Source organism: Serratia sp. SSNIH1 (assembly GCF_002935055.1).
In the GTDB taxonomy this organism is placed as follows: domain Bacteria; phylum Pseudomonadota; class Gammaproteobacteria; order Enterobacterales; family Enterobacteriaceae; genus Serratia; species Serratia nevei.
Map to the genome: position 1 here is coordinate 1,414,371 of NZ_CP026383.1, position 20,990 is coordinate 1,435,360.

The 20,990-nt window shown below is 50.5% G+C and carries 16 protein-coding genes and 3 pseudogenes; 12 read left to right on the forward strand and 7 right to left on the reverse strand.

Annotation, left to right across the window (positions count from 1 at the left end):
- Window positions 1-195: 195 nt before the first annotated feature.
- From C3F38_RS06735 to C3F38_RS06750, 4 genes and pseudogenes are all read left to right on the forward strand, one after another.
- Window positions 196-579: pseudogene (locus tag C3F38_RS06735) on the forward strand (Arm DNA-binding domain-containing protein); the annotation flags it as partial.
- A 100-nt stretch (window positions 580-679) separates the two neighbouring features.
- A complete protein-coding gene (locus C3F38_RS06740; protein ID WP_071934051.1) occupies window positions 680-1,885 on the forward strand; it encodes an ISL3 family transposase in 1,206 nt (401 codons plus the stop codon).
- A 14-nt stretch (window positions 1,886-1,899) separates the two neighbouring features.
- Window positions 1,900-2,850: pseudogene (locus C3F38_RS26365) on the forward strand (transcriptional regulator); the annotation flags it as partial.
- A 15-nt stretch (window positions 2,851-2,865) separates the two neighbouring features.
- On the forward strand, window positions 2,866-4,920 hold the full coding sequence (locus C3F38_RS06750) for a phage tail fiber protein (protein ID WP_071934042.1): 2,055 nt from the start codon (window positions 2,866-2,868) through the stop codon (window positions 4,918-4,920).
- 25 nt (window positions 4,921-4,945) lie between these two features.
- Here the strand turns inward: C3F38_RS06750 and C3F38_RS06755 are convergent, their stop codons facing one another.
- From C3F38_RS06755 to C3F38_RS06765, 3 genes are read right to left on the reverse strand one after another with little or no spacing between them, the layout of a single operon-like run.
- Entirely contained in the window at window positions 4,946-5,350 is a 405-nt protein-coding gene (locus tag C3F38_RS06755) for a GtrA family protein (RefSeq protein WP_103767543.1), read from the reverse strand.
- Window positions 5,343-6,290, reverse strand: a complete 948-nt coding sequence (locus C3F38_RS06760) for a glycosyltransferase (RefSeq protein ID WP_103767544.1) — start codon at window positions 6,288-6,290, stop codon at window positions 5,343-5,345. The genes C3F38_RS06755 and C3F38_RS06760 overlap by 8 nt, the downstream gene beginning before the upstream one ends.
- A complete protein-coding gene (locus C3F38_RS06765; protein ID WP_055317685.1) occupies window positions 6,291-7,589 on the reverse strand; it encodes a hypothetical protein in 1,299 nt (432 codons plus the stop codon). It abuts the gene before it with no gap.
- Window positions 7,590-8,230: 641 nt separating this feature from the next.
- Here C3F38_RS06765 and C3F38_RS06775 point away from each other — a divergent pair.
- Together C3F38_RS06775 and C3F38_RS06780 are read left to right on the forward strand one after the other, a co-directional pair.
- A pseudogene (locus C3F38_RS06775) lies at window positions 8,231-8,699 on the forward strand (lysozyme).
- A gap of 114 nt (window positions 8,700-8,813) precedes the next feature.
- On the forward strand, window positions 8,814-9,029 hold the full coding sequence (locus tag C3F38_RS06780) for a hypothetical protein (RefSeq protein WP_055317682.1): 216 nt from the start codon (window positions 8,814-8,816) through the stop codon (window positions 9,027-9,029).
- A 616-nt stretch (window positions 9,030-9,645) separates the two neighbouring features.
- Here the strand turns inward: C3F38_RS06780 and C3F38_RS06790 are convergent.
- Window positions 9,646-10,053 carry a helix-turn-helix domain-containing protein gene (locus C3F38_RS06790; protein ID WP_055312056.1) on the reverse strand — a complete coding sequence of 136 codons (408 nt, stop codon included), beginning with the start codon at window positions 10,051-10,053 and terminating at the stop codon, window positions 9,646-9,648.
- Between the two features lie 309 nt (window positions 10,054-10,362).
- Between C3F38_RS06790 and C3F38_RS06795 the strand changes: the two genes are divergently transcribed.
- The 6 genes from C3F38_RS06795 (at window position 10,363) to C3F38_RS06815 (ending at window position 17,187) form a co-directional block, all read left to right on the forward strand.
- Window positions 10,363-11,058, forward strand: coding sequence for a response regulator (locus tag C3F38_RS06795; protein ID WP_055317681.1), 696 nt, complete (start codon window positions 10,363-10,365; stop codon window positions 11,056-11,058).
- The gene (locus C3F38_RS06800) at window positions 11,055-12,239 is read left to right on the forward strand and encodes an ATP-binding protein (RefSeq protein ID WP_055317680.1); all 1,185 of its coding nucleotides are present in this window, start codon (window positions 11,055-11,057) and stop codon (window positions 12,237-12,239) included. The genes C3F38_RS06795 and C3F38_RS06800 overlap by 4 nt, the downstream gene beginning before the upstream one ends.
- Window positions 12,240-12,318: 79 nt before the next feature.
- Entirely contained in the window at window positions 12,319-12,648 is a 330-nt protein-coding gene (locus C3F38_RS26520) for a hypothetical protein (protein ID WP_233211745.1), read from the forward strand.
- On the forward strand, window positions 12,632-13,441 hold the full coding sequence (locus C3F38_RS06805) for an efflux RND transporter periplasmic adaptor subunit (protein WP_233211746.1): 810 nt from the start codon (window positions 12,632-12,634) through the stop codon (window positions 13,439-13,441). Before C3F38_RS26520 ends, C3F38_RS06805 begins: the two co-directional genes overlap by 17 nt.
- A complete protein-coding gene (locus C3F38_RS06810) occupies window positions 13,441-16,494 on the forward strand; it encodes an efflux RND transporter permease subunit (RefSeq protein WP_060435477.1) in 3,054 nt (1,017 codons plus the stop codon). Before C3F38_RS06805 ends, C3F38_RS06810 begins: the two co-directional genes overlap by 1 nt.
- Window positions 16,495-16,545: 51 nt before the next feature.
- Window positions 16,546-17,187 (forward strand): MarC family NAAT transporter, encoded by a 642-nt coding sequence (locus tag C3F38_RS06815; RefSeq protein WP_038871283.1) that lies wholly within the window; start codon window positions 16,546-16,548, stop codon window positions 17,185-17,187.
- 320 nt (window positions 17,188-17,507) lie between these two features.
- On the opposite strand, the gene pqiC is transcribed toward C3F38_RS06815, so the two are convergent.
- Genes pqiC through pqiA form a run of 3 tightly spaced genes read right to left on the reverse strand, consistent with a single transcriptional unit; the run spans window position 17,508 to window position 20,918 of the window.
- Complete coding sequence (pqiC, locus tag C3F38_RS06820; RefSeq protein ID WP_060435475.1) at window positions 17,508-18,065, reverse strand: membrane integrity-associated transporter subunit PqiC; 558 nt, start codon at window positions 18,063-18,065, stop codon at window positions 17,508-17,510.
- On the reverse strand, window positions 18,062-19,708 hold the full coding sequence (gene pqiB, locus C3F38_RS06825; protein ID WP_057523887.1) for an intermembrane transport protein PqiB: 1,647 nt from the start codon (window positions 19,706-19,708) through the stop codon (window positions 18,062-18,064). Before pqiB ends, pqiC begins: the two co-directional genes overlap by 4 nt.
- Window positions 19,695-20,918, reverse strand: coding sequence for a membrane integrity-associated transporter subunit PqiA (gene pqiA, locus C3F38_RS06830; RefSeq protein ID WP_057523889.1), 1,224 nt, complete (start codon window positions 20,916-20,918; stop codon window positions 19,695-19,697). Before pqiA ends, pqiB begins: the two co-directional genes overlap by 14 nt.
- Window positions 20,919-20,990: the final 72 nt, after the last annotated feature.

The window sequence follows — 20,990 nt, forward strand, 5'->3', positions numbered from 1 at the left end:
TAATGCGAAGGTCGTAGGTTCGACTCCTATTATCGGCACCGCTAAACCCTCCATATAGTTCCGTGCATCTCCAAAAAATGATGATTTTATTAGGTTTTAATGTTTTCCCTGTCCGTGGTTGTCCGTCTATTTCCGTTGCAATCCGCGTCCTAAACGGGTAAAAACCCGGGTATCCAGATTCGATAACGGGTACCTATGAAACTCAACGCGCGACAGGTTGAAACCGCCAAACCAGGTGAGAAGGACTATAAGCTTACCGACGGCAACGGGCTATTTTTGCTCGTAAAAAGTAATGGCGCCAAGTACTGGCGTTTCCGCTACACCTTTGCAAGCAAAGAAAAGATGCTGGCGCTCGGGGTCTACCCGGCGGTTTCCTTGGCCGCCGCCAGGTTGAAGCGTGACGAAGCCCGCCAGAATGTAGCCGCCGGTATAGATCCGGTGAGGGCGAAGAACTACGGCGCGGCTACTGCGGCCGCGCAGGCGATCACGTTTCGCGAGATAGCAGCTGAATGGCACGAGTTTAGATCCCCTCGCTGGTCGGCGGGCTACGCCAGTGACATTTTGGAGGCCTTTAAAAAGGTTCATCGCGCTTTAGCGTGAACCAATAGAAAACGGCAGTCAGAACGTTTAGGTTTGTATTCGCCAAAACACACCCTAAACCTTCAAAACTGCCGTCACTATGAATGCTAACCTTTGCTCCCTGTTCTGGGAAGGCTTTATCGTCAATTCCTTCTCGCATCCTTCTGCCAACTCCCTGCTTATCCAGCTCCAGCCTGATTCTGCCGTCATGCCCTGTTGCCGGCGCTGTGAACGGCGGGTGCCTGTTGTGCATGATGTTTCCTTCCGCCGAGTGCGTGAACGCCAGCTGCTCGATTGGGTCGTCTGGCTCAACGTCCCCGTCCGGCGCCTGTGTTGCCCCCATTGCGGGGTCACCACCGAAAAAATCAGCTGGTTGCCTGAACGCCAGAGATATACCACGACACTATCCGTATGGGTTGAGTCACTGGTCCGTTTACTGCCGATTAAGCACGTTGCACAACTCACCGGCCTGCACTGGCATACGGTCAAGAATATCGACTACCGGCGTCTGCTGCGGGAACGGACAGAGCCGCAGCGCCATACCCTCCGCCGTCTGGTGATGGATGAGTTCGCCCTGTTCAAAGGACATCGTTATGCCACCGTGGTGATGGATGCGGATACGCAACAAGTGTTGTGGGTGGGCGAAGGCCGCAGCAGAGCGGCCTTCCGCCCCTTCTTCGTCTGGCTGGGCGCTGAAGGCTGTGCCGCTATCCAGTCTGTCGCCATGGATATGAATACGGCGTTAGACCTGGAGGTCAGGCATCACTGCCCGCAGGCGGAAGTGGTCTATGACTTGTTCCATGTGGTGGCAAAGTATGGCCGGGAGGTTATCGACCGGGTCCGCGTCGACCAGGCCAATCAACTCCGTGATAACCCAAAATCGCGTCAGGTCATCAAACGCAGCCGCTGGCTGCTGCTGCGCAACCCCGAAAACCTGCCCGAAGGGCATGAGGTAAAGCTCACGGAGTTGCTGGAGGCGAATCAGCCGTTGAATGTGGTCTGGCTGATGAAAACAGCGCTGAAAGAACTGTGGTACGCCCCGAGTGAACAAGAGGCGCAGAGACGCTGGGTAAGCTGGTACAGGCAGTCTCAGGAAAGCGGAATCAAGGCGTTGCAACACTTCGCCGAGAAACTGAAAGGGTATGCCGGTGGCATCATCGCGAGTGCCAGACACAGGTTGAATACCAGCGTGCTGGAAGGGATGAACAATAAGATAAAAGTGATGAAGCGGATGGCCTATGGATACCGGGATAACGCTTACTTCTTCCTGAAAATCAAAGCAGCGTTCCCCGGTAAAGCGCGATGAACCAGAAAAAAGCCTACCGTTTACCCTTCCGACCGGAATACGTTTTCACTGGTATCCACAAGGGCGCCCGCCTGCTGGTCGAGGGGAAAGATTACCGCCTTACGGACACCGGTATCGAGTTCGCCGCACCGCCTGACGTGCTGGTCGATTGCTATGCCGATTGCGAATGGCCGGAACGCTTCGATCGGGAAGAGATGGAAAAGCGTCGGAAGAAAACGCGTACGGTCAATGCCTGGGATAGCCAGTATCAACTTCACAGCAAACCGGTGGGTGATGTTCGTCTTAACCCTGACCGCATCCGCGCTTACGCCGTACAGCCTGAGGTGCGTTTTGCTAATGGCGGCTGCTCTATGTGGCTGGGCAGCACGCAGATTATCGGGGCTACAGCTTACTGGGATGTTGCCCTGGGTAAGATCAAGTCTGACGCCAGCGCCTTCACCCTTATGTTGACCGATGTACGCGGCCACCTCTATTGGCACAAATGCGAGGGGCTGGTCGGTGACCTGGCAGATTTTGACGAACACGACAAAATCATCGGTGGTCAGGTTATCCAAATCCGAGACCTGGTGGTGAAATACCAAATCCCTCGGGTAGTCGTCGAAGTTAACGGCCCCGGCGGTTTTGCGCCAAAACTACTGCGCCAGGCGCTGAAGGGTACCGGTTGCGGCGTATCGGAAGAGTTCTCCATTACTAACAAGCAGAAGAGCATTCTGGACGCCTTTGAAGCGCCGCTGTAGTCCAAGTTCCTATGGGCGGATGTCGACGTGCTGGACGGCCTGATGTACGACCAAATGCGGGACTTCAACCCAGAGCTTACCAATCAAGACGACTATATCGACTCTGGCGCCGGCGCTATTGGTCAGACTCCAGTGCGTATCGGTAAGTTAGTCAAGATTTCGAATGTGCAGACGCGGGAACATTGGCAGCCAACAAATGGCGATCATGAGGCCGCAGTAGACTATTAAAACCGAGGCTGCCTTATGTCAGTACCTAATCAGACCCCGTACAATATTCACACGGCCAATGGCCTGACAACTGTATTCCCCTACGAATTTTATCTGCTGAATGATGGTGATTTGGCTGTATCCCTCAACGGCTCGGTAATCACTTCCGGCTATACTATTTCCGGCGTTGGTAACGTTGATGGCGGTGAAGTTACTTTCCTGACGTCTCCTGCGAATGGCGTTACCGTTATGCTTGAGCGCGCGGTCCCTACATACCGTCTGACCGACTACCAGGACAACGGCGATCTGCTCGCTGATACCGTAAACAAGGATTTCGATCGTTTGTGGATGGCCATTCAGCAGGCGTTTATCTATCTTGGTCTGGCGCTTACTCGCCCGCTGCTCGGTGGCCCGTTTAATGCTAAGGGGTACCGGATCGAAAATCTGGGCGATCCAATAGAGTCGCAAGATGCCACAACAAAAAAATATGTGGATCAGGTTGGTAATATTAATCTTGGACGCACGTTGCGGGTTCCTGAGAGTTATGTTGAAGCTATTCCGTCGGCCGCACTTCGCGCAAACAAAATACTAGGTTTTAACAACGATGGGCAGCCAGTGTCACTACCTCCAGAAAACGGGAGTGCCGCCGATGTACTTCTTGAACTTGCTAGTTCGGAAGATGGTCAAGGGGACGCATTAATCACAGTTAAGCAGCCCTACATCGGCAGCGTTGCGAGAACCCAGCATGATTTCAATTCCCAATTTGTTAGCGTGAAAGATTTTGGGGATGGTTTTGAACAAGCTCACATTTCTACCCCTGCATCTAAATGGGTATTGGTTCCACCTGGTGACTATGGGATTCCTTCAGATATTGATTGTGCTGGTAGGGTTTTCATTTTCGAAGAGCCTGTAAACATTATCGGTGTTGGAAAAATGTTAGGCGCAGTTATCCATAGACATCACCAAGATGGTTCTGTTTCGCATGGTGTGGGCGAGGTTCGGCAATATAAGTCCAAGTATAGATTTGGAAGTTCGGGGCATGGTCTTCTTGGCTTGCAAATAGGTGGCGCAGAGCCAGCGGATGGCGTAGCTGGCAATGTAATGTTCCCTGAAGACAATGGCTCTTGGACTACGATGCAACCTTCTGAATTTGGGTCTTCTATAGAGTTTTCAGTGCAGCCTTCAAGCGTTTCGGGGAGGCTTAGAACTATTGCAGGTACTGACAGAGTCGAATGGGTTTCTGGCGAGAAGTTTACACCGACAATGTTACTAAGCCGCATTTATTGGGCGGGTTTAACTTATCGGGTTTCTGTATATGTTAGCGATACAGTAGTGCATGTTACAGAGGTTAATAGTACAGCGGTTTCTTTCCTAGCCACAGAAGAAAAACCATACCAGACAACAGGTGTAATTATGTCTGGTGTTGGTTTTGTCTCAGGTGATGTCCTGACGCGTATCTCGGGCGACCCTTTCGTACGCACGGATAAAGATGAATACGCAGTATTCATTAACGGAAAAGCTTACCGTGCTGCTGCTCTTCCGGAAAATAACACTATTAAGTTACTTACAGTGCCGAATGAACAGGGTGAAGTGTCGTACTTAATAAAAACAACGGTAGATGACATTGCGTCTGTGGTCAGATTGCAGAAAGTTTCTGGCGCCGGTTTTGAAGAAAACTTAACATTAGGTGCTTATACATTAGGTAAGTTCCAAATTCATGCCGGTTCTTCCGGTGGGCCAACATATCCTTTAGTAATTGGTTGCCAGTGGGATTCGGATGGTGAAGAACGCAGTTCTATTTTTGTAACCCCTGATGGTCAAACTAAAATAGGTGGTAAAAATGGCGGGGCTTTAGTTGTACCGTATAATGAAAACTCCGCATCGGCATTTATAATAATTGAAGGTAATACATTTGGTGAAGCGTACATTAGGGCAAATTCACCGGGGGATAATGCTAATATATACATTATCCCTAAAGGGAATGGGTATGTTTCTTTCGGGCGTGTAACGTCGGGCAGTGGTTCAATCAGTGGGTGCATAGAGATTAAAGACGCCACAGGCGTAATAAGAAAATTGGCAGTTATTGATTAGACTATGGCGGGGTATCCCCGCCATTTTACTTATCTTTATCGATGTATATAAAAATTTTAGAACTTAGAAAATTAAAAGACATACCTGCTACACTGCCGATTGCAACACCTATAATCGGCCTTTCACCGATGTATACGCTTGCCATGACAGATGATGAATATGTAACTATGTTTATAATACCGCCAATAGACATCAGAGATAGGTAATGGATAAACTCAAGCCACAGGCTTTTATTCTTATATCTAGTAGCATCGAAAGTAAAATTTCTATTAAGAACCCATGTTGTTACAACGGCGAACATGAACGATAGCAGCCTAGCGTAGTACAGGCCCAGCGAACTTTTAAATACATAAAGTACTGCGGTATCGACAATGAATCCAACCGCGCCAACAGCGCTAAATCTGAGAGATTCTTTCAGTAACTTATTCATGGTCTTTATTTGTTCGTACGGAAAGATATGCAAGCCGTTTGCTTTCATGACGACCGACAGTGACACTATCGAGTATAAGTCCACAGAATATCGATAAGAAACTCGCTAGCATCAGCGTTGCTGAAAGAACAGCGGTTGGAAGTCTCGGAACTGTTCCTGAATCGATATATTCAAAAAGTACCGGTAGAGACAGGACAACAGATAGTATGCAGAACATCGCTGATATTATACCGAAGAACCACATCGGGCGTTCGCGCATAAACAATCGCATGATGGTTTTCAATATCCGATAGCCATCTTTATAAGTTGATAACTTGCTTGTTGACCCTTCTGGTCGCTCACCATACGCAGTGTTTACTTCTCCATACGGCATACGTAACTCTAAAGCATGTACTGTTAGTTCTGTTTCAGTTTCAAACCCAGTTGCCAGGGCTGGGAAAGACTTCGCGTAGCGTCTTGTAAATGCTCTGTATCCCGATAACATATCTGTAAAGTTTCCGCCAAAGATGTGTGTTACGCTTTGAGTTAACGCCTTATTACCCAACTGATGTCCGTGTCGGTATGCTTTTCTCGCATTGTCTTCAGTTACTTTCCTGCATCCAACAACCATATCCAAGTTTTCATCAATTAACTTGTCTACTAGCTTATGAACTGCGGATGCCTCGTAGGTTGCATCACCATCAACCATCACATAAATATCAGCATCAACATCTGCGAAGATACGACGAACGACGTTACCTTTGCCTTTTTGATTTACGGATATAACTTTTGCACCTGCTTTTTCCGCCTCTGTCTTTGTGTCATCAGATGACATATTGTCAAAGACGTACACTTTAATCTCTGGCATTGCCTGTTTAAAATCTCGAACAACTGTGGCTACTGTTTGCTCTTCGTTATAGCACGGCACGACCAATGCAACGTTTAGATTTCTGTACTTCATTTAGCAATCATCCCTCTTATTGATAATTTTATCTATCGATACAAATATTAAAGTTAATGTCCCGAAAACAATCCATATACCATACCTGAAATCTGCTGCAGGGAGAACAAGAACGCGCAGAGCTTCAAGTAAGATGCTTGCTGATAGAGCGTTATTGACTATGGAGAATTTCCTCATGGCATTCATCGCTAATGTAATAAATATTACAACCACAAGATAATACCAGTATCTGAACATTGGTGATGATGAACTTGCATCAAAGAACCAATAAACGTCCAAGTTAAGGTTGCTTCTATCTGACTTTTGGCTAAAGTTATAGTTATTAAATATTGGGGCAGGATAAGGGTAATGTACTGATGGCGTATCAAATCCCAAAAATACTTTTGCCACGCACATGCGATGTTCAACGTATGACACAGGATGTTTTATAATGCTGCTAAACCATAGTTTAAAGAAGTATGAACTTTCTTCTTTCACTGGAGTTACATAGTCACCTTCGGGTAGATTAACTGAGAACCTTTTTGTGTCACCCCATACCAGAGGGTCTGATGTATTGCAGTTATAAATGGAACTAAGATCTTTCTCTCCAGATCTTTGCTCAATACCCACGATGTCCCATGCTGCTATAGTCACCCATGGATTCAGTTTCTTTTCAATGCCAACACTAAGCGTTTTGTTTATGATAAAAACTGATGTTAATACTATTAACACGTAGTAAGAAAACCTTGTAAATGCTTTTTTGGTGTTTAGATAATCTATGGAAAAGGTCGCCGCTAACATAAACGGTAATATCACTATAAAGTAATCAATTCTTGTTAGAGAAACAAGAATACATGATGCAATTAGTAACGATAAGTTGCACTTTGTTTTCTTATTGCAGTAACTTATTAGGAGTGCATAACTTATTAATGTGAATATTGCTGCGAAATCATCTTTCCATAGAGCACCCATATTTGTCATGATTGGCGGGTAAAACAATGTTAGCACAAGAAACAAAATGCCAATAGTAGTGCTTTTAATTTTCAATGACATGAAGGTGGCAGATAAAACAAGGAGAAGTATTTGTATGCTCCAAATACCTCCGGCACTTTTGAATACGTCATAAAAAACGCCCCATAGGCGGGTGATGAAGATTGGATGCCAGTTGCTGAGGGGAGCTATTCCGTTTGTTTGGTACAAAATGTAAGCGCTATCTGGAGTCAGGTAGCCAGGGTAAAAAATCGAATTGTATATTGCTATAGCGATAACTGAGACCGCGAGCGTGAGCATTAACCTAAAATTTTTAGCTTTGCTGTCCATCTGCCCATCTGTCCATAGGAATTAATCTGAATTTTTCAAGGCATAGTATCACAAAAATAGTAAGGATTAAACAGGGCTTGCACCCCCGTTTATTTACATCTTCCAGAACGCGTGGTCGATGTAATGGGCATGGGTCTAGATATCAAACAGCTCAGCCTAGCGAAGCGTTATGGGATGACAAAAGCACCCCTGAAATGCCGGTGATAGTCAGGATTTCGAATATGTACGAGGTATAACTTGGGGGGGCTATCAACGTTAGGAGCCCTTGCGGGGGGGGGGGGGGGGGGGGATGAAAATGAATGACCAGCAACCGGTAAATATCGTGACACAGTTTTTCGCCTGGTTGGCCGCAATTGCATCTGCGGCGGGCATAACCACGCAGGATCTTATTATATCGCATTCGGCGCCATAGGCGTGCTGGTTTCTGTGCTCTCGTTTGTGTTTGGGCGAATTGATGCCAGGGCGAAACGCAAGCAGGAAGAGCGCCGAACGGCGCTCTATGAGGACTATTTAGGGAAGCGTAGCGCCAGGGCTGGCGCCTCGGTTGACGAGGCGGACCAGTACACGCGGTTGCCCGGCGGGGAGGGGGAGGTGTGAGCATATCTAAAAAGACTGGCGCAGCCGGTGCCGTCTGTTCTGTGATGGTGATCATCGGCCTGGTGCTTTCGAGCGGTGAGGTAAAAACCAGTCGCGCCGGCCTGGAGCTGATCGGCAATGCTGAGGGCTGTCGCAGGGACCCATACAAATGCCCTGCGGACGTGTGGACTGACGGGATCGGCAACACGCACGGCGTTAACCCTAGTATGCGCAAAACCGATCAGCAAATCGCCGCGGACTGGCAAAAGAACATCCTGGCCGCCGAGCAGTGTGTAAACCGCTACGCAGCTGGCGACAGGCCGCCACAGGGGGGCGTTCGATGCGGCGGTGAGCATCACGTTTAATGTCGGCTGCGCGACGATGCAGAAATCGACGATGTTCCGGCTGTTCCGCCAGGATGAAAAGGTAGCCGCCTGCGAGCAGTTCCCGCGCTGGGTATACGCCGGCGGCGTAAAGCTCAACGGCCTGGTGATCCGCTGTGACAAGGAGTGCGAACTATGTCTGGCAAAATAACATCTGCGGTGGTGATCCTGCTGGCGCCTGGCTGGGCGACACTACCAGCCAACGATTGACCGTCTCAACCAGGCGCTGACGCAATGCCGCGATACTGGCAGGCAGCAGGCGGCGATGATTGATAACCAGAACGCTGGCATTGAGGCGCTGCGGCTCGCAGATGCAGAACGAGAAGCCAAGGCCAAGGCAGAGCAGGATAAAGCCCGTAGGGAGGCGCAGGGCGACTATGAGAGGGCTAACGCAGTTATGGCCGAGCGAACCACAGGAGAGGTGTGCGCCGGCGCATCTGCTGCGTTTGACGAAGAGCTGCGCCGGGAGCGTGCTAAATAAAAAACCTATGTTTATTAGCCGTGATGCTGCTGGCTGGGTGCGCAGATACGCCGCCGGCACCGTCCTATGTTGAAGTGAAAGTCCCGATCTCGGTGCCGTGCAAAACAGCAGACGTTGCGCGCCCGGCGTTCGCGGTTGGCCAGTTACCTATTGGCGCGCCCATCGATATGCAGATGCGAGCGCTGCGCGCGGAGCGTCACCAGCGGATCGGCTGTGAGCGGGAATTACTGGCAGCGATTGAGGCGTGTAAGTAGGTTTCGCTCCCGTATAGGGATTGAAACCTATTGGATGGGTATCTTTACGGGTACATAATGTTTTTATGATAAATAAACTTTATAATATCAGTCGGTTAATTTATTAAATTAACTCCTATTATGGCACCATCTCAATATCCCAGACATTCGAGAAAGCAAAAGAATTCTAACGGGTTGGGACTAAGCGAATAAGATTGTGTTTGGCTGGCGACAGAAAATGTCGTTGATTGTAGTTCGGAAAAAGATTTTTTAAATAAAAATAATGGGGTGTTTGGCCTTTTATTATAAACATGCGCTGATGAATCATATCCTGTTGCTCTTCATCGCTGACAACATGTTGTAACCTCGTTAAGTCCTCGATTTTATTTCCTATCGTTTGTGAGTTTTAAAAGCACCGTTTTCGCCGATATCCAAATATCCTCACGTGGCTTATTCATTTTGCGAAACATCGTAGGGGAAACGCCATAGTGGTTTTTAAAGATGCGACAGAAAGCCTGCTGTTCCAGATAACCATATTCAAGTGCAATATCTATGATCTTCCTGTCTGTAGATAAAATCATTTTCGCCGCCTCTGTCATTTTCCTTGATCTGATGTAAGACTTCATCGATATACCGGCCAAAGCGCAGAACTTACGTTGAACATACCATCTGGAATATCCAGTTTTATCAATCAGGTTGATGATGTTTACCGGTTGCCTGAGATGCATTTCCAACAGATTGATAACGCTATTAATAAATATTCTTGATTGTTCAACTTTGCTCATTTCCATTGCATCGACTCCCTATATCTTCACCTGTTGGCGCTATTGAAATCTCGATTATTGCTTAACTTTGTCAAGATGTTGTCAATTTCTGTTCTTTTTATTTTGGGGTTTATGGTGTTTCGTTTGTAACCATTTGAATTTTAATGTTATTGTATTGCCTTCTTTGTCGGGCTGATTTTGAATGAAGTCGTGCTGACTTTATTTTTAACCGCCTGATATGTACTATCTTAGTTTTTTGTTTATTCTTTAAATAAAAAAGTGCTAAGCTTATTATATTTTTCACTTGGTTAGCGTGACTGAATAGCAGGTTAATATATGGCAGAAAAAAGAATTTTAATCATCGAGGACGATATGCATGCTGCAGAAGTCCTGGAAGCTTATCTAAAAAGAGAGTGCTTTGCCGTTGCCAAAGTCGGCGATGGTGTTAAAGGGCTAGAGATGGTTTTTTCCTGGCAACCTGACTTGGTTTTATTAGACGTCATGCTGCCGGGAATAAATGGCAATGAAATATTGGCACGTGTGCGTAGAAAGAGCGATGTGCCGGTCATCATGGTGACGGCAATCGGCGAGATTCAGGATAAGATCTCCTCGTTGAGGCACGGCGTTGATGATTACATCGTGAAACCCTACAACCCGGGTGAGGTCGTTGCTCGGGTTCATGCCGTGCTGAGAAGAGCGACTGCATTAAATATAAAATCCGAACTTATTATTTGTGGCCCGGTACAACTTGATGAAGAGGCGATGCTGGTTCACGTTTGCCACGCCGAAAGCGTTAAAATTGCAGTGGATCTTACACCGACTGAGTTCTTACTGTTATCTGTGCTAATGCGTGCGCCAAAAAGAGCGTTTTCCCGCCAAACATTGTTAAATATGTGTTTGCCGGAAAGTGATGCATTTGAGCGGGTTGTCGATACGCATATTTATAACTTGCGCAAAAAACTCAATTCGGTAGGGGTGGAGGATGTACTGCTGACCGTTAGAGCGATGGGCTACAGGTATTGGAATAAATGAATAATAAAAGCAAAAGAGTTTCGCTTTGGAAGTGGATTTGCGTGAGGGTAATTTCTCAATCTGTCGGTGTGGTTGTTATTATTGCACTCTGTATGTGGTTGCGCTATGCCATTTATAGCACCTGGGTTCTATATCATGAAATGCCGGTGGATATCCGAAAGGAATTCCTGCACTTGCTTAATAATCCCAATGAAGATTTGTACAGGTTTTATAGCCTTTTTCACTATTGGTATGGCATTGACTTTGCTAATCCGTCTATCACCTCGGGGGATTGGATTATGCTGGCTATTTTGGTGGTCGTCGCTATACCTCTCATGGTCTTACTGGGGCTCTATATGTCGCGGCCGTTGGCGAAGCAATTTTCCTACCTGGTCGCTGCCGCGAGAAAAGTCACTGAGGGGGATTTCTCTGTGCAAGCAAAATTAGAAGATAAAGCGCCGGAAGAACTTCTTACTCTAACTCACGATTTCAATGAGATGACCAAAAAACTGACTTATTATGAAGGGGAGTTACGTGCTTCTCATATCGCTATGGCGCATGAATTACGCTCGCCGTTGACGGCTTCAATCGCACGCCTTCAGGGAATTATGGATGGCGTGTTCGAGCCGGACAAGCATCAGTTAAATCTGGTCATGCAGCCCTTGGCAAGCCTTAATCGCCTTATTGATGATCTTCAAACGCTGTCCTTGTCACAAGCCGGGGCCTTATCACTAGAAAAATACCATGTGAATCTGTGTGATTTGATTCAGGAGCGTTTACAATGGCTAAAGGCTGAAGTTTCGCAGGAGGATTTCACGATTGAATTTGAATGTCCTGCTCCCGTATTCGTCTACGCCGATCCGTTCAGAATTGGGCAAGTTGTTACGATTCTTATAAAAAATGCAATTCGTTACGCGCATTCCGGCAAGAAATTGACCATCACTGTTAACCATGCTGATGATAAGGTTATCGTCGGTTTTCGCGATTATGGGCCGGGCGTCAGTGAAGCTTTTTTACCCTTGATGTTCGAGCGCTTTTCCCGGGAAGAGCGTTCTCGATCGAGAAATTTGGGAGGGAGTGGACTCGGCCTCTCTATCGCCATGGCGATAAGCCGCGGGCACGGCGGCAGTCTCAGTGCTCAGAATCATCCTGAAGGTGGGATGCTGCTTCTACTCATTCTGCCAATGAAAATAGAATCTTGATGGTTTCTTGAATAATCATGGATTTAATCTACACATAAAAAAGGTTTAATTCTTCAACAGACTATCAGGAGAATGTCTTATGTCAGTTGGTTTTTTCAGGTTAAAAAGTGCGGTCAAGAGCGTGTCCCTATTTCAAAACTGGAAACTCTTTATTATTCCCGTGTTTGTGTTTTTGGTGGGGTGTGATGATAAAGCAAAGACAGAAGAGGTGCCTACACGTCCCGTACGGACGCTTGCCGTCGATAATCCGGTTGGCGGAGTCTTAATAAAGCATACCGGAGAAATTCGCCCCCATGAGGAATCTCAGCTCTCGTTTCGCATTGACGGCCGGATCCTCAGCCGGCCGGTCGATGTGGGGGGACAAATTAAAGGCGGGGCAAACGATCGCGACGTTGGAGCCCAGAAATAACGAGAATCAGGTGCGCAGTGCGCAGGCCGAACTGGCCGGTGCCGTTTCTTCAGAGCGTCTGGCTGCTCTCAATTTCAGAAGGCTGCAATCATTGCTCAAAACCGGTGCTATCGCGCAGGCTCAGGTTGATGAAGCGCGGGTCAATCTTGAAGTCGCGGCGGCAAAACGCGTCTCTGCTCAATCGAATTTGAAAATCGCTCAGGAGCAATTGGGTTATACCCGTCTCGTTGCGCCTTCAGATGGCGTAGTGACTTCGGTTAATCTGAATCCTGGACAAACTGTCAGCGCAGGGCAGGGGGTCGTGACGCTCTCACTCAATCAGGGAGTGGATGCCGTATTTGACGTTCCAGAAGCAATTTTGTACAGCAATCTGTCCGATAATAAAGTCAAGATTGCGCTGCTTTCCGATCCTTCCGTCGTGACTGAGGGCGTGATCCGAGATGTGAATCCACAGGCGGATAAGCAGACGCGCACCTGGCGAGTCAGAGTCTCGCTGTCGAACCCTCCAGAGAAAATGGCTTTGGGCGCGACGGTGCAGGGAAGTATCGTGATCCCGGGGCAGGCAGCGTTTGTTCTGCCGGCGTCTGCGATGACCCGTGATGGTGCGGATCCTGCCGTTTTAATCGTTCAACCGGATACATTAACCTTGGCATTGCGCAAAGTTAACGTTATTCGCTATAGCTCTGAGGACGTGTTTATTGCTGATGGCCTCAAACCTGGTGACAAGGTGGTGATCGCCGGCGTGAGCAAGTTACGGCCAGGGGAGAAAGTGAGTTTGGAGGATAAATTCTGATGAATGCCTCTGAACGCGAGAAGTTTAACCTGTCTGCCTGGGCGCTTGCCAATCAGCAACTGGTTGCCTTTTTTATGTTGGTTCTCACCATTGCCGGGGTGATGAGCTATTACAACTTGCCGCGCAATGAAGATCCGGCGTTTACCATTAAAACGGCGGTGGTTTCCGCGAGTTGGCCTGGGGCCTCTGTGGAGGATACCGTCAATTTCGTGACCGATCCGTTGGAGAAGAAACTTCAGGAAGTTCCTTATCTTGATTATTTGGAGAGTTACAGCCGGCCCGGCGAGTCGGTTATTTTTATCTATCTGCGTGATAATACGCCGCCGGAGAAAGTGAAGGAACTGTGGTATACGGTCAGGAAAAAAATCAAGGACGTTTCCCCTCAGCTGCCTGCCGGCGTCAGTTCACCTGCCGTCAACGATGAATTTGATGATACCTACGGCACCATCTATGGCTTTACGCGTGAAGGATTCAGCGAGCGCGAACTGCGCGATCTGGTTGATAAAGTTCGCACGGACGTCTTAACGCTGCCAGACGTCGGGAAAGTGAACCTGCTGGGCGTAAAAGAAGAGCAGGTCATCTTATCATTTTCACCGCAGAAAATCGCGGGCATGGGGCTGACGCTCGACCAAATCAAAAACGCCATCAGCGCGCAAAACGCCGTGACTCCGGCCGGAGAAATCAGAACAGACAAAGATAAAGTCATGTTGAGAGTCAGCGGCGCTTTCGCATCGGAAGAAAGCCTCAAACAGCTGACACTGCATATTCAGGATAAATTCGTTCCTCTGACGGATATTGCGACTATCTCTCGCGAGGCGGTCGATCCGCCGACGCCGGCCTTCAGGGTTAACGGGGAGTCGGCGATTGGCCTGGCCATCTCCATGGCCCCGACAGGCAATATGCTGGATTTCGGCAAAGCGCTTAACGAAAAGATGGATGATATCTCCAGCCGCTTGCCTGCGGGTATCAACGTGCTGAAAGTGGCCGATCAGTCGACGGTGGTGCATGACGCGGTGGGGAGCTTTATGAAAGTGCTCCTTGAGGCGGTCGTCATTGTGCTGGCTGTGTCTTTCTTGTCATTAGGCACTCGTGCCGGGTTAGTGGTTGCAGCATCCATTCCGCTGGTGCTGGCCATGACGTTTATCGGCATGGAAATTGCCGGCATAGGCATACAGCGTATCTCACTCGGCGCGTTAATTATTGCGCTGGGGTTGCTGGTCGATGATGCCATGATCACTGTAGAGATCATGATGTCGCGCCTGGAGAAGGGAGACCCTGTCAAAAAGGCGGCGACAAAAGCCTGGACGACGACGGCTTTCCCGATGCTGACCGGCACATTGGTCATGATCGCCGGTTTTATCCCGGTCGGTTTCGCAACGTCGAGTGCGGGGGAGTACTGTTATTCTCTGTTCATGGTGGTGCTGATTTCACTCATCAACTCCTGGATTGTTGCCGTACTTTTTTCACCGCTGATAGGCGTGTGGCTTTTACCTAAGGTGATGAAGGAACACGCCCACGGTAAAGGTAAAGTCATGCAAAAGTACGAAAGTGCATTGCGATATATCCTTAAGCGCCGAGGGATGACCTGCATCGTGGCGGTTCTGTTGCTGGCCATTTCTTTTATCGGATCCTCACACATGGAAGAGGAGTTTTTCCCCGCTTCTGACAGGCCGGAGTTGCTCGTCAGCCTGACTCTGCCGAGAAATGCCGTGCTGGAAGATACGGCGAGGGAAGCCATTCGCTTGGAGGAAATCCTCAAGAAGGATCCCGATATTGATCATTTTACGACGTACGTTGGATCGGGTGCCGTGCGGTTTTATTTGCCGATGGACCTGTTGCTTGATAACGAAAATATCGCTCAATTGGTCGTGGTTACCAAGGGACTTGAAGAGCGTGACGCCGTGAAGTCCAGGCTTGAAAAAATTCTGCAAAAAGATTTCGGCCATCTTGTTACGCGTGCTTCGCCGTTGGAGCTGGGGCCCCCGGTAGGTTGGCCGTTGAAATATCGCGTTTCCGGCCCGGATCTGACCAAAATCCGTGAGATATCCATGGAGTTGGCGGCGAAATTCGGCGACAACCCGCAGACAAGAGAGGTCAACCTTACTGCGGGAGAACCACAACGAGAACTCTATATAACGCTTAATCAGACGGAAGCGAGAGCCTTGGGATTAAGCTCTCAGGATGTCGCAAGCGCTCTTGCTGAAATGTATTCGGGGTCCGCTGTAACGACGATCAGAGACAGAAATCGTCAGGTTAACGTGGTGCTGCGAGCTTCGGAAAACACGCGGAGAGACATTGAAACCGTCGCGGATTTGCAATTAACGACGGCCGATGGGCGCGTGGTGCCATTAAAGCAGATCGCAACGATAGGCTATACGTTGGCCGAACCTATTCAGTGGCGGCGGCAACGAGAGCCTTTCATTACGGTGCAAATGGATATTGCGCCAGGGCTGAATGCGTCCGGCGTATCCAAGAGTTTGGCGCCTGTGGTCGATGAATTGCGCAAAAATTTACCGCCGGGATATCATATTACCGAGGGGGGAAGCGTCATTGAAGCCATGAAAGGCAACCGTTCAGTATTCGCGGTTCTGCCAGTGACCCTATTGGTGATGCTGATCTTGCTGATGGTGCAGTTGCGTAGTTTCTCACGCATGATGCTGGCGCTGTTGATTGCCCCCTTCGGTTTGATTGGCGTTGTCGCTGCCATGTTACCTACCGGAACGCCGATGGGGTTTGTCGCGCTTCTTGGCGTGATTGCGTTGGCGGGGATGATTATCCGCAATGCCGTGATCCTTATTGAAGAAGTGGAAATAAACAGGGCGCAAGGTGCGGATAATACTGAGGCGATCGTCGAGGCGTCACTGCATCGCTCCAGACCGATACTCTTGACGGCTTGTGCAGCAATATTAGGGATGATACCTATCGCGCATCAGGTATTTTGGGGGCCTATGGCCTATGCCATTATTGGCGGGTTATTCGTTGCCACCCTATTTACCCTGACGGTATTGCCGGCTGCCATCAGCGCCGTTCTGCAGTGGGAGAAGTCTCGATAGAACTTACCCCCGGAGATAACTCCGGGGGAGTCTTAAAAAGGAGGTAGGCAGATGTTTGAGTTATTTAAACTTATTGGGCTAGGGTTGGTTTTATTGCTGCCGCTGGTAAACCCATTGACCACTGTAGCTCTTTTTCTTGGGCTTTCAGGCGACATGTCTGAACAAGAAAAAAAGAAGCAGTCAGCGATGGCGGCTTTCTATGTCTTTGTGATTATGATGGTTGCATGGTATGCCGGTAAGGCTGTTATTAATACCTTTGGCATATCCATTCCGGGATTACGAATTGCAGGTGGAATGATCGTTGCCTTTATTGGGTTTAACATGCTGTTTCCGCAGGATGTGAATAAGTCTCAAAGCGGCGAGAAGGGAAAAAGCAAAAATATAGCATTTATCCCCTTGGCAATGCCCAGTACGGCAGGCCCGGGTACCATTGCTATGTTGATCAGTGCCGCGTCGACATTCAGCGCTGAAACATCGCATCTGGATTTATGGGTCGCCTATACCGCGCCCCCCCTGATTGCGATAGCCATTTCTCTGATTTTATGGGTATCTCTGCGGGCGTCACTGGGTGTTATGAAGCTTGTAGGAACATCGGGAATCGATGCTATTTCCCGAGTGATGGGATTCCTGCTGGTCTGTATGGGGGTTCAGTTTGTTATAAATGGCGTCGTTGAACTCGTCACAATGCAATAAACGTGAACGTTTCAGTGTCTGATATGCATGAGGTTGCGCTTATCAGACGAGAATAATATCTAAAACCTTATATCTATATCAGTTCTGATAATGCTCTGATGCTCTTGGCGGCCATAAAGTTTTTTTGCATGGGCAACGCTGTGAGCGCCAGCGGTAATGACTGTCGTCATGCTGTTATTTTTTATCAAAAAGTTCCCAAGTAGGATGGGAACTTTTTGTACTTTTTATTTTATTCTGGTGCGTCGTCAACAGGCCTAATCCCGAATCTGATCCCATCACCATAAGCCGTCACCGGCGCATTATGGCTGTTGAGTGCCATTTCAGGGGGACAACACCTTGGCGATAGCCTGAGCTTCCTGCTGCCAGCCCTGCGCCAGCGTGCGCACCAGGGCATCATAGCCGTCCTCACCCTGTTTCAACTCCAGGCTGAAAGGCCGTTTGATCAAGCGCCCCTGGCGGTTCAGCACCCACTCGCCGCGAACGATCGCCTTGCCGTCAAAGCGGCCATGGAAACCGCTGATGGTCACGTTCAGCACATCCTGATCGCTGCTCATCGGCTGCGAAGAAACCACCCAGCCCGGCAGCGCGCTGCTCAGGTTGGTGACCAGCGTTTGCTGCAGCTGCTGGTCAAGCGGGCTGGCCCACAGGTTGTTCTGGGCTATCACATACTGTACGTCGTTGGTCTGATACACCACACCGCTCTGCGCCAGATAATCCGCCACGCTCACGTGCTCCAGCCACAGCTGGCGCGTGGAAGCGCCGCTGCTGCCGGCCGTGGCCGGCGCCCCCAGCGCCGGCAACTGATAGTAGGTCTTCTGTGGCGAACTGCTGCAGGCGCTGAGCAACAGCGCCAGGGCTACCGGGATCCATTTCATCATTTCGTGGCCTTCTTCGGCTGAGGGTCAGTGCTGCCGGCGGCTTCAAACACCAGCGCGTTGCTCTTCTCATTCAGGGTGCGCAGCACCGGTTGCAGCTCACGCAACACCTGGTCGAGGCGCTGCATATCGCCCACCATCTTGTTGTAAGCCGGTGAACCTGGCTGGAACCCTTTCATGCTGCGGTTCAGCTCCAGCAGCGTTTTTTGCATGTCCTGCGGCAGCGCCTGCATCTCTTTACTGGCGATGATGTCGTTCAGCGACTTCATGGTCTGCTGCGTCGACTTCATGGTTTTCTGACTTTCCGCCAGCGTCTTGGTCGCTTCGTTGATCATCGGATTGATCGGCATCGCGTTGATCTTGTCCAGCGTCTGCATCAGTTTCTGCTGGATCTGCGCCAGCCCGCCGCTGGTGGTCGGCATCAGCGGATAACCGAACAGCTCGCGCGGCCCTTTCCACGGTTTTTCCTGCGGATAGAAGTCGAGATCGATATACAGCGAACCGGTCAGCAGGTTGGCGGACTTCATCGAGGCGCGCATGCCGCGCGATTCCGCGTTTTTCAAGTGCCCTTCAATATCGAAGTTGCCGCCCAGCTGTTTCTGGAAGCGATCCGGCTCGATGCGGATCAGCACCGGAATGCGGTAGTCGTTATCCAGGCGCTGTGCCATGCCCTCTTTATAGAACGGCACCTGCGCTACCGTGCCCAGGCGGATGCCGCGGAACTCGACCGGGGCGCCCGGCTGCAGGCCGCGTACCGAATCGGAGAAGAACAGCAGGTAATTCTTATACACGGTATACAGCGAATCCTGCGTGCTGCGCTGGTTGTCGAACAGCCGGTACTCTGCCTTCTCTTTCGCCGGTTCACCGCGATCCCAGCCGTCCGGCACGTCGAAGCTGACGCCGCCGCTGAACAGCGTGGTCAACGAGCCCATCTCCACCCGCATGCCCTGCGCCGACATGTCGAACGCCACGCCGCTGTCTTTCCAGAAGCGTACGTTGGTGGTGACCAGCTGGTCGTAAGGCGCGGTGATGAACAGCTGATAGCGCATGGCGCGTTCTTTAGGATCGAAGTAGCTGGTTTCCACCGACCCGACGCGATAGCCGCGGAACAGCACCGGGTCGCCGGCGTTGAGCTGGCCCGATTTCTCGCTGTCCAGCACGATGCGCAGCCCCTTGGCGTCCGGGGAGGCGAGCGGCGGCGCATCGAGCAGCTGATAGTTGTCTTTGCCGTCTTTGCCCTTGCTGCCCGGCTGCAGTTCGATATAGGCGCCGGACAGCAGCGTGCCCAGCCCGGAAACGCCTTCACGGCCGATCTGCGGCTTCACCACCCAGAAGGCGGAGTCCTGACGCAGCAGTTTCTCCATGCCGGCATTGAGACGCGCCTGCACCATCACCTTGCTCAGATCATCGCTCAGCGTGACGGTTTCCACCACGCCGACGTCCACGCTACGGCTTTTGATTTTGGTTTTACCCGCTTCCAGCCCTTCCGCCGTCGTGGTGACCAGCGTCACCACCGGCCCCTGATGGCTGAAGTGGTAAAACAGGATCCAGGCGCCGATCAGCGCGGTCACGATGGGAATGATCCACACCGGCGACCAGCGTTTGATCTTCTCAACGTCTGCGACGCTATGATTATTTTCCGTCACCTTGCGGCTCCTTGTTGATTGTTTCACTTGCGCGATCCCAGGTCAGCCGGGGATCAAATGTCATGGCGGCGAACATGGTGAGGATCACCACCAGCGCGAACAGCACGGCGCCCGTCGCAGGATAAATGCTCATCAACTGCCCCATTCGCACCAGCGCCGACAATACAGCGATCACAAACACGTCGATCATTGACCAGCGGCCAACGAACTCGACCACTTCATAAATCAGGTGCATCCGCTCGCTGTCGGCACGCGGCTTCTTCCTGCCGTTGGCATCCCAGCATAACCAGCCGATCGCCAGCATTTTCAGCGACGGCACCATGATACTGGCGATGAAAATCACCATCGCCACCGGATAAGAGCCGCTCCCCCACAGCAGGACCACCCCCGCCATGATGGTGGAATTCATCTTGTTGCCCAGCGCCTCGGTCACCATGATCGGCATCAGGTTGGCCGGGATATACAGCATGATGGAGGTCACCAGCAGCGCCAGCGTCCACTGCAGGCTGTGGCGGCGGCGCACGTAGCCGTTGGTGTGGCAGCGCGGGCAGCGCACCTGATTGGCCGGCAGGATCGCCGTGCAGCAGGCGCAGGAGCGCACGCTCTGGCGCATGCCGGTGCGCCCCACCGTCAGCGGGCGATCGAGACGCGGTGCCGGTTCGATGTCCTGCCACAGCCAGCGCCGATCCACGCACTGGAAGGCGCGCACCTGCAGCAGGCAAAACAGGCAATAAGGTACGAAGCTGCTGCCGATGCCGATATCGCCGTAGGCCATCAGCTTGACGAAGCTGACCAGCACCCCGGCGAGGAAAATTTCCACCATGCACCAGGTTTTGAACTGGAACAGCACCCGGGCCATCCACGCTTTGAGCCCCAGCGGCAAGCGCACTTTGGCGCACAGCAGAACGATCGCCACCATGCAAAACGCCGGGATCAGCTGCACGAACACCATAAACAAGGTGGCCATGCTGGCGTAGTCTTCCGCCACCATGACCTCCGGAATTTGAATCAGCCGGATTTCGTTGCCGAGGCCGGCGACGCGCATGTTGATAAACGGGAAAATGTTGGCCAGTACCAGCATGAACAAGGCGCTGAGCGCGTAACCGATCGGCCGCTTGCGCGGTTCGTCCCAGCGGGTGCTGAGCGTGGTTTTGCAGCGCGGGCATACCGCTTTGCTGCCATAGGCCAGCGGCGGCAGCGCCACCAGCATGTCGCATTGTGGGCAAAGCGTCTTATCGTGTGACGACGCGTCGATGTGCTGTAGCGCTGGCCGACAGAAGGA

Excerpts from the sequence above, each read along its gene's own strand:
- C3F38_RS06810 (WP_060435477.1), top strand. The coding sequence starts at position 13,441 with ATGAATGCCTCTGAACGCGAGAAGTTTAACCTGTCTGCCTGGGCGCTT.
- C3F38_RS26520 (WP_233211745.1), top strand. The coding sequence starts at position 12,319 with ATGTCAGTTGGTTTTTTCAGGTTAAAAAGTGCGGTCAAGAGCGTGTCC.
- C3F38_RS06815 (WP_038871283.1), top strand. The coding sequence starts at position 16,546 with ATGTTTGAGTTATTTAAACTTATTGGGCTAGGGTTGGTTTTATTGCTG.
- C3F38_RS06740 (WP_071934051.1), top strand. The coding sequence starts at position 680 with ATGAATGCTAACCTTTGCTCCCTGTTCTGGGAAGGCTTTATCGTCAAT.
- C3F38_RS06800 (WP_055317680.1), top strand. The coding sequence starts at position 11,055 with ATGAATAATAAAAGCAAAAGAGTTTCGCTTTGGAAGTGGATTTGCGTG.
- pqiA (WP_057523889.1), bottom strand. The coding sequence starts at position 20,918 with ATGCTGGTGGCGCTGCCGCCGCTGGCCTATGGCAGCAAAGCGGTATGC.
- C3F38_RS06760 (WP_103767544.1), bottom strand. The coding sequence starts at position 6,290 with ATGAAGTACAGAAATCTAAACGTTGCATTGGTCGTGCCGTGCTATAAC.
- C3F38_RS06750 (WP_071934042.1), top strand. The coding sequence starts at position 2,866 with ATGTCAGTACCTAATCAGACCCCGTACAATATTCACACGGCCAATGGC.
- C3F38_RS06755 (WP_103767543.1), bottom strand. The coding sequence starts at position 5,350 with ATGAATAAGTTACTGAAAGAATCTCTCAGATTTAGCGCTGTTGGCGCG.
- C3F38_RS06765 (WP_055317685.1), bottom strand. The coding sequence starts at position 7,589 with ATGGACAGCAAAGCTAAAAATTTTAGGTTAATGCTCACGCTCGCGGTC.
- C3F38_RS06790 (WP_055312056.1), bottom strand. The coding sequence starts at position 10,053 with ATGGAAATGAGCAAAGTTGAACAATCAAGAATATTTATTAATAGCGTT.
- C3F38_RS06780 (WP_055317682.1), top strand. The coding sequence starts at position 8,814 with ATGATTGATAACCAGAACGCTGGCATTGAGGCGCTGCGGCTCGCAGAT.
- C3F38_RS06795 (WP_055317681.1), top strand. The coding sequence starts at position 10,363 with ATGGCAGAAAAAAGAATTTTAATCATCGAGGACGATATGCATGCTGCA.
- pqiC (WP_060435475.1), bottom strand. The coding sequence starts at position 18,065 with ATGATGAAATGGATCCCGGTAGCCCTGGCGCTGTTGCTCAGCGCCTGC.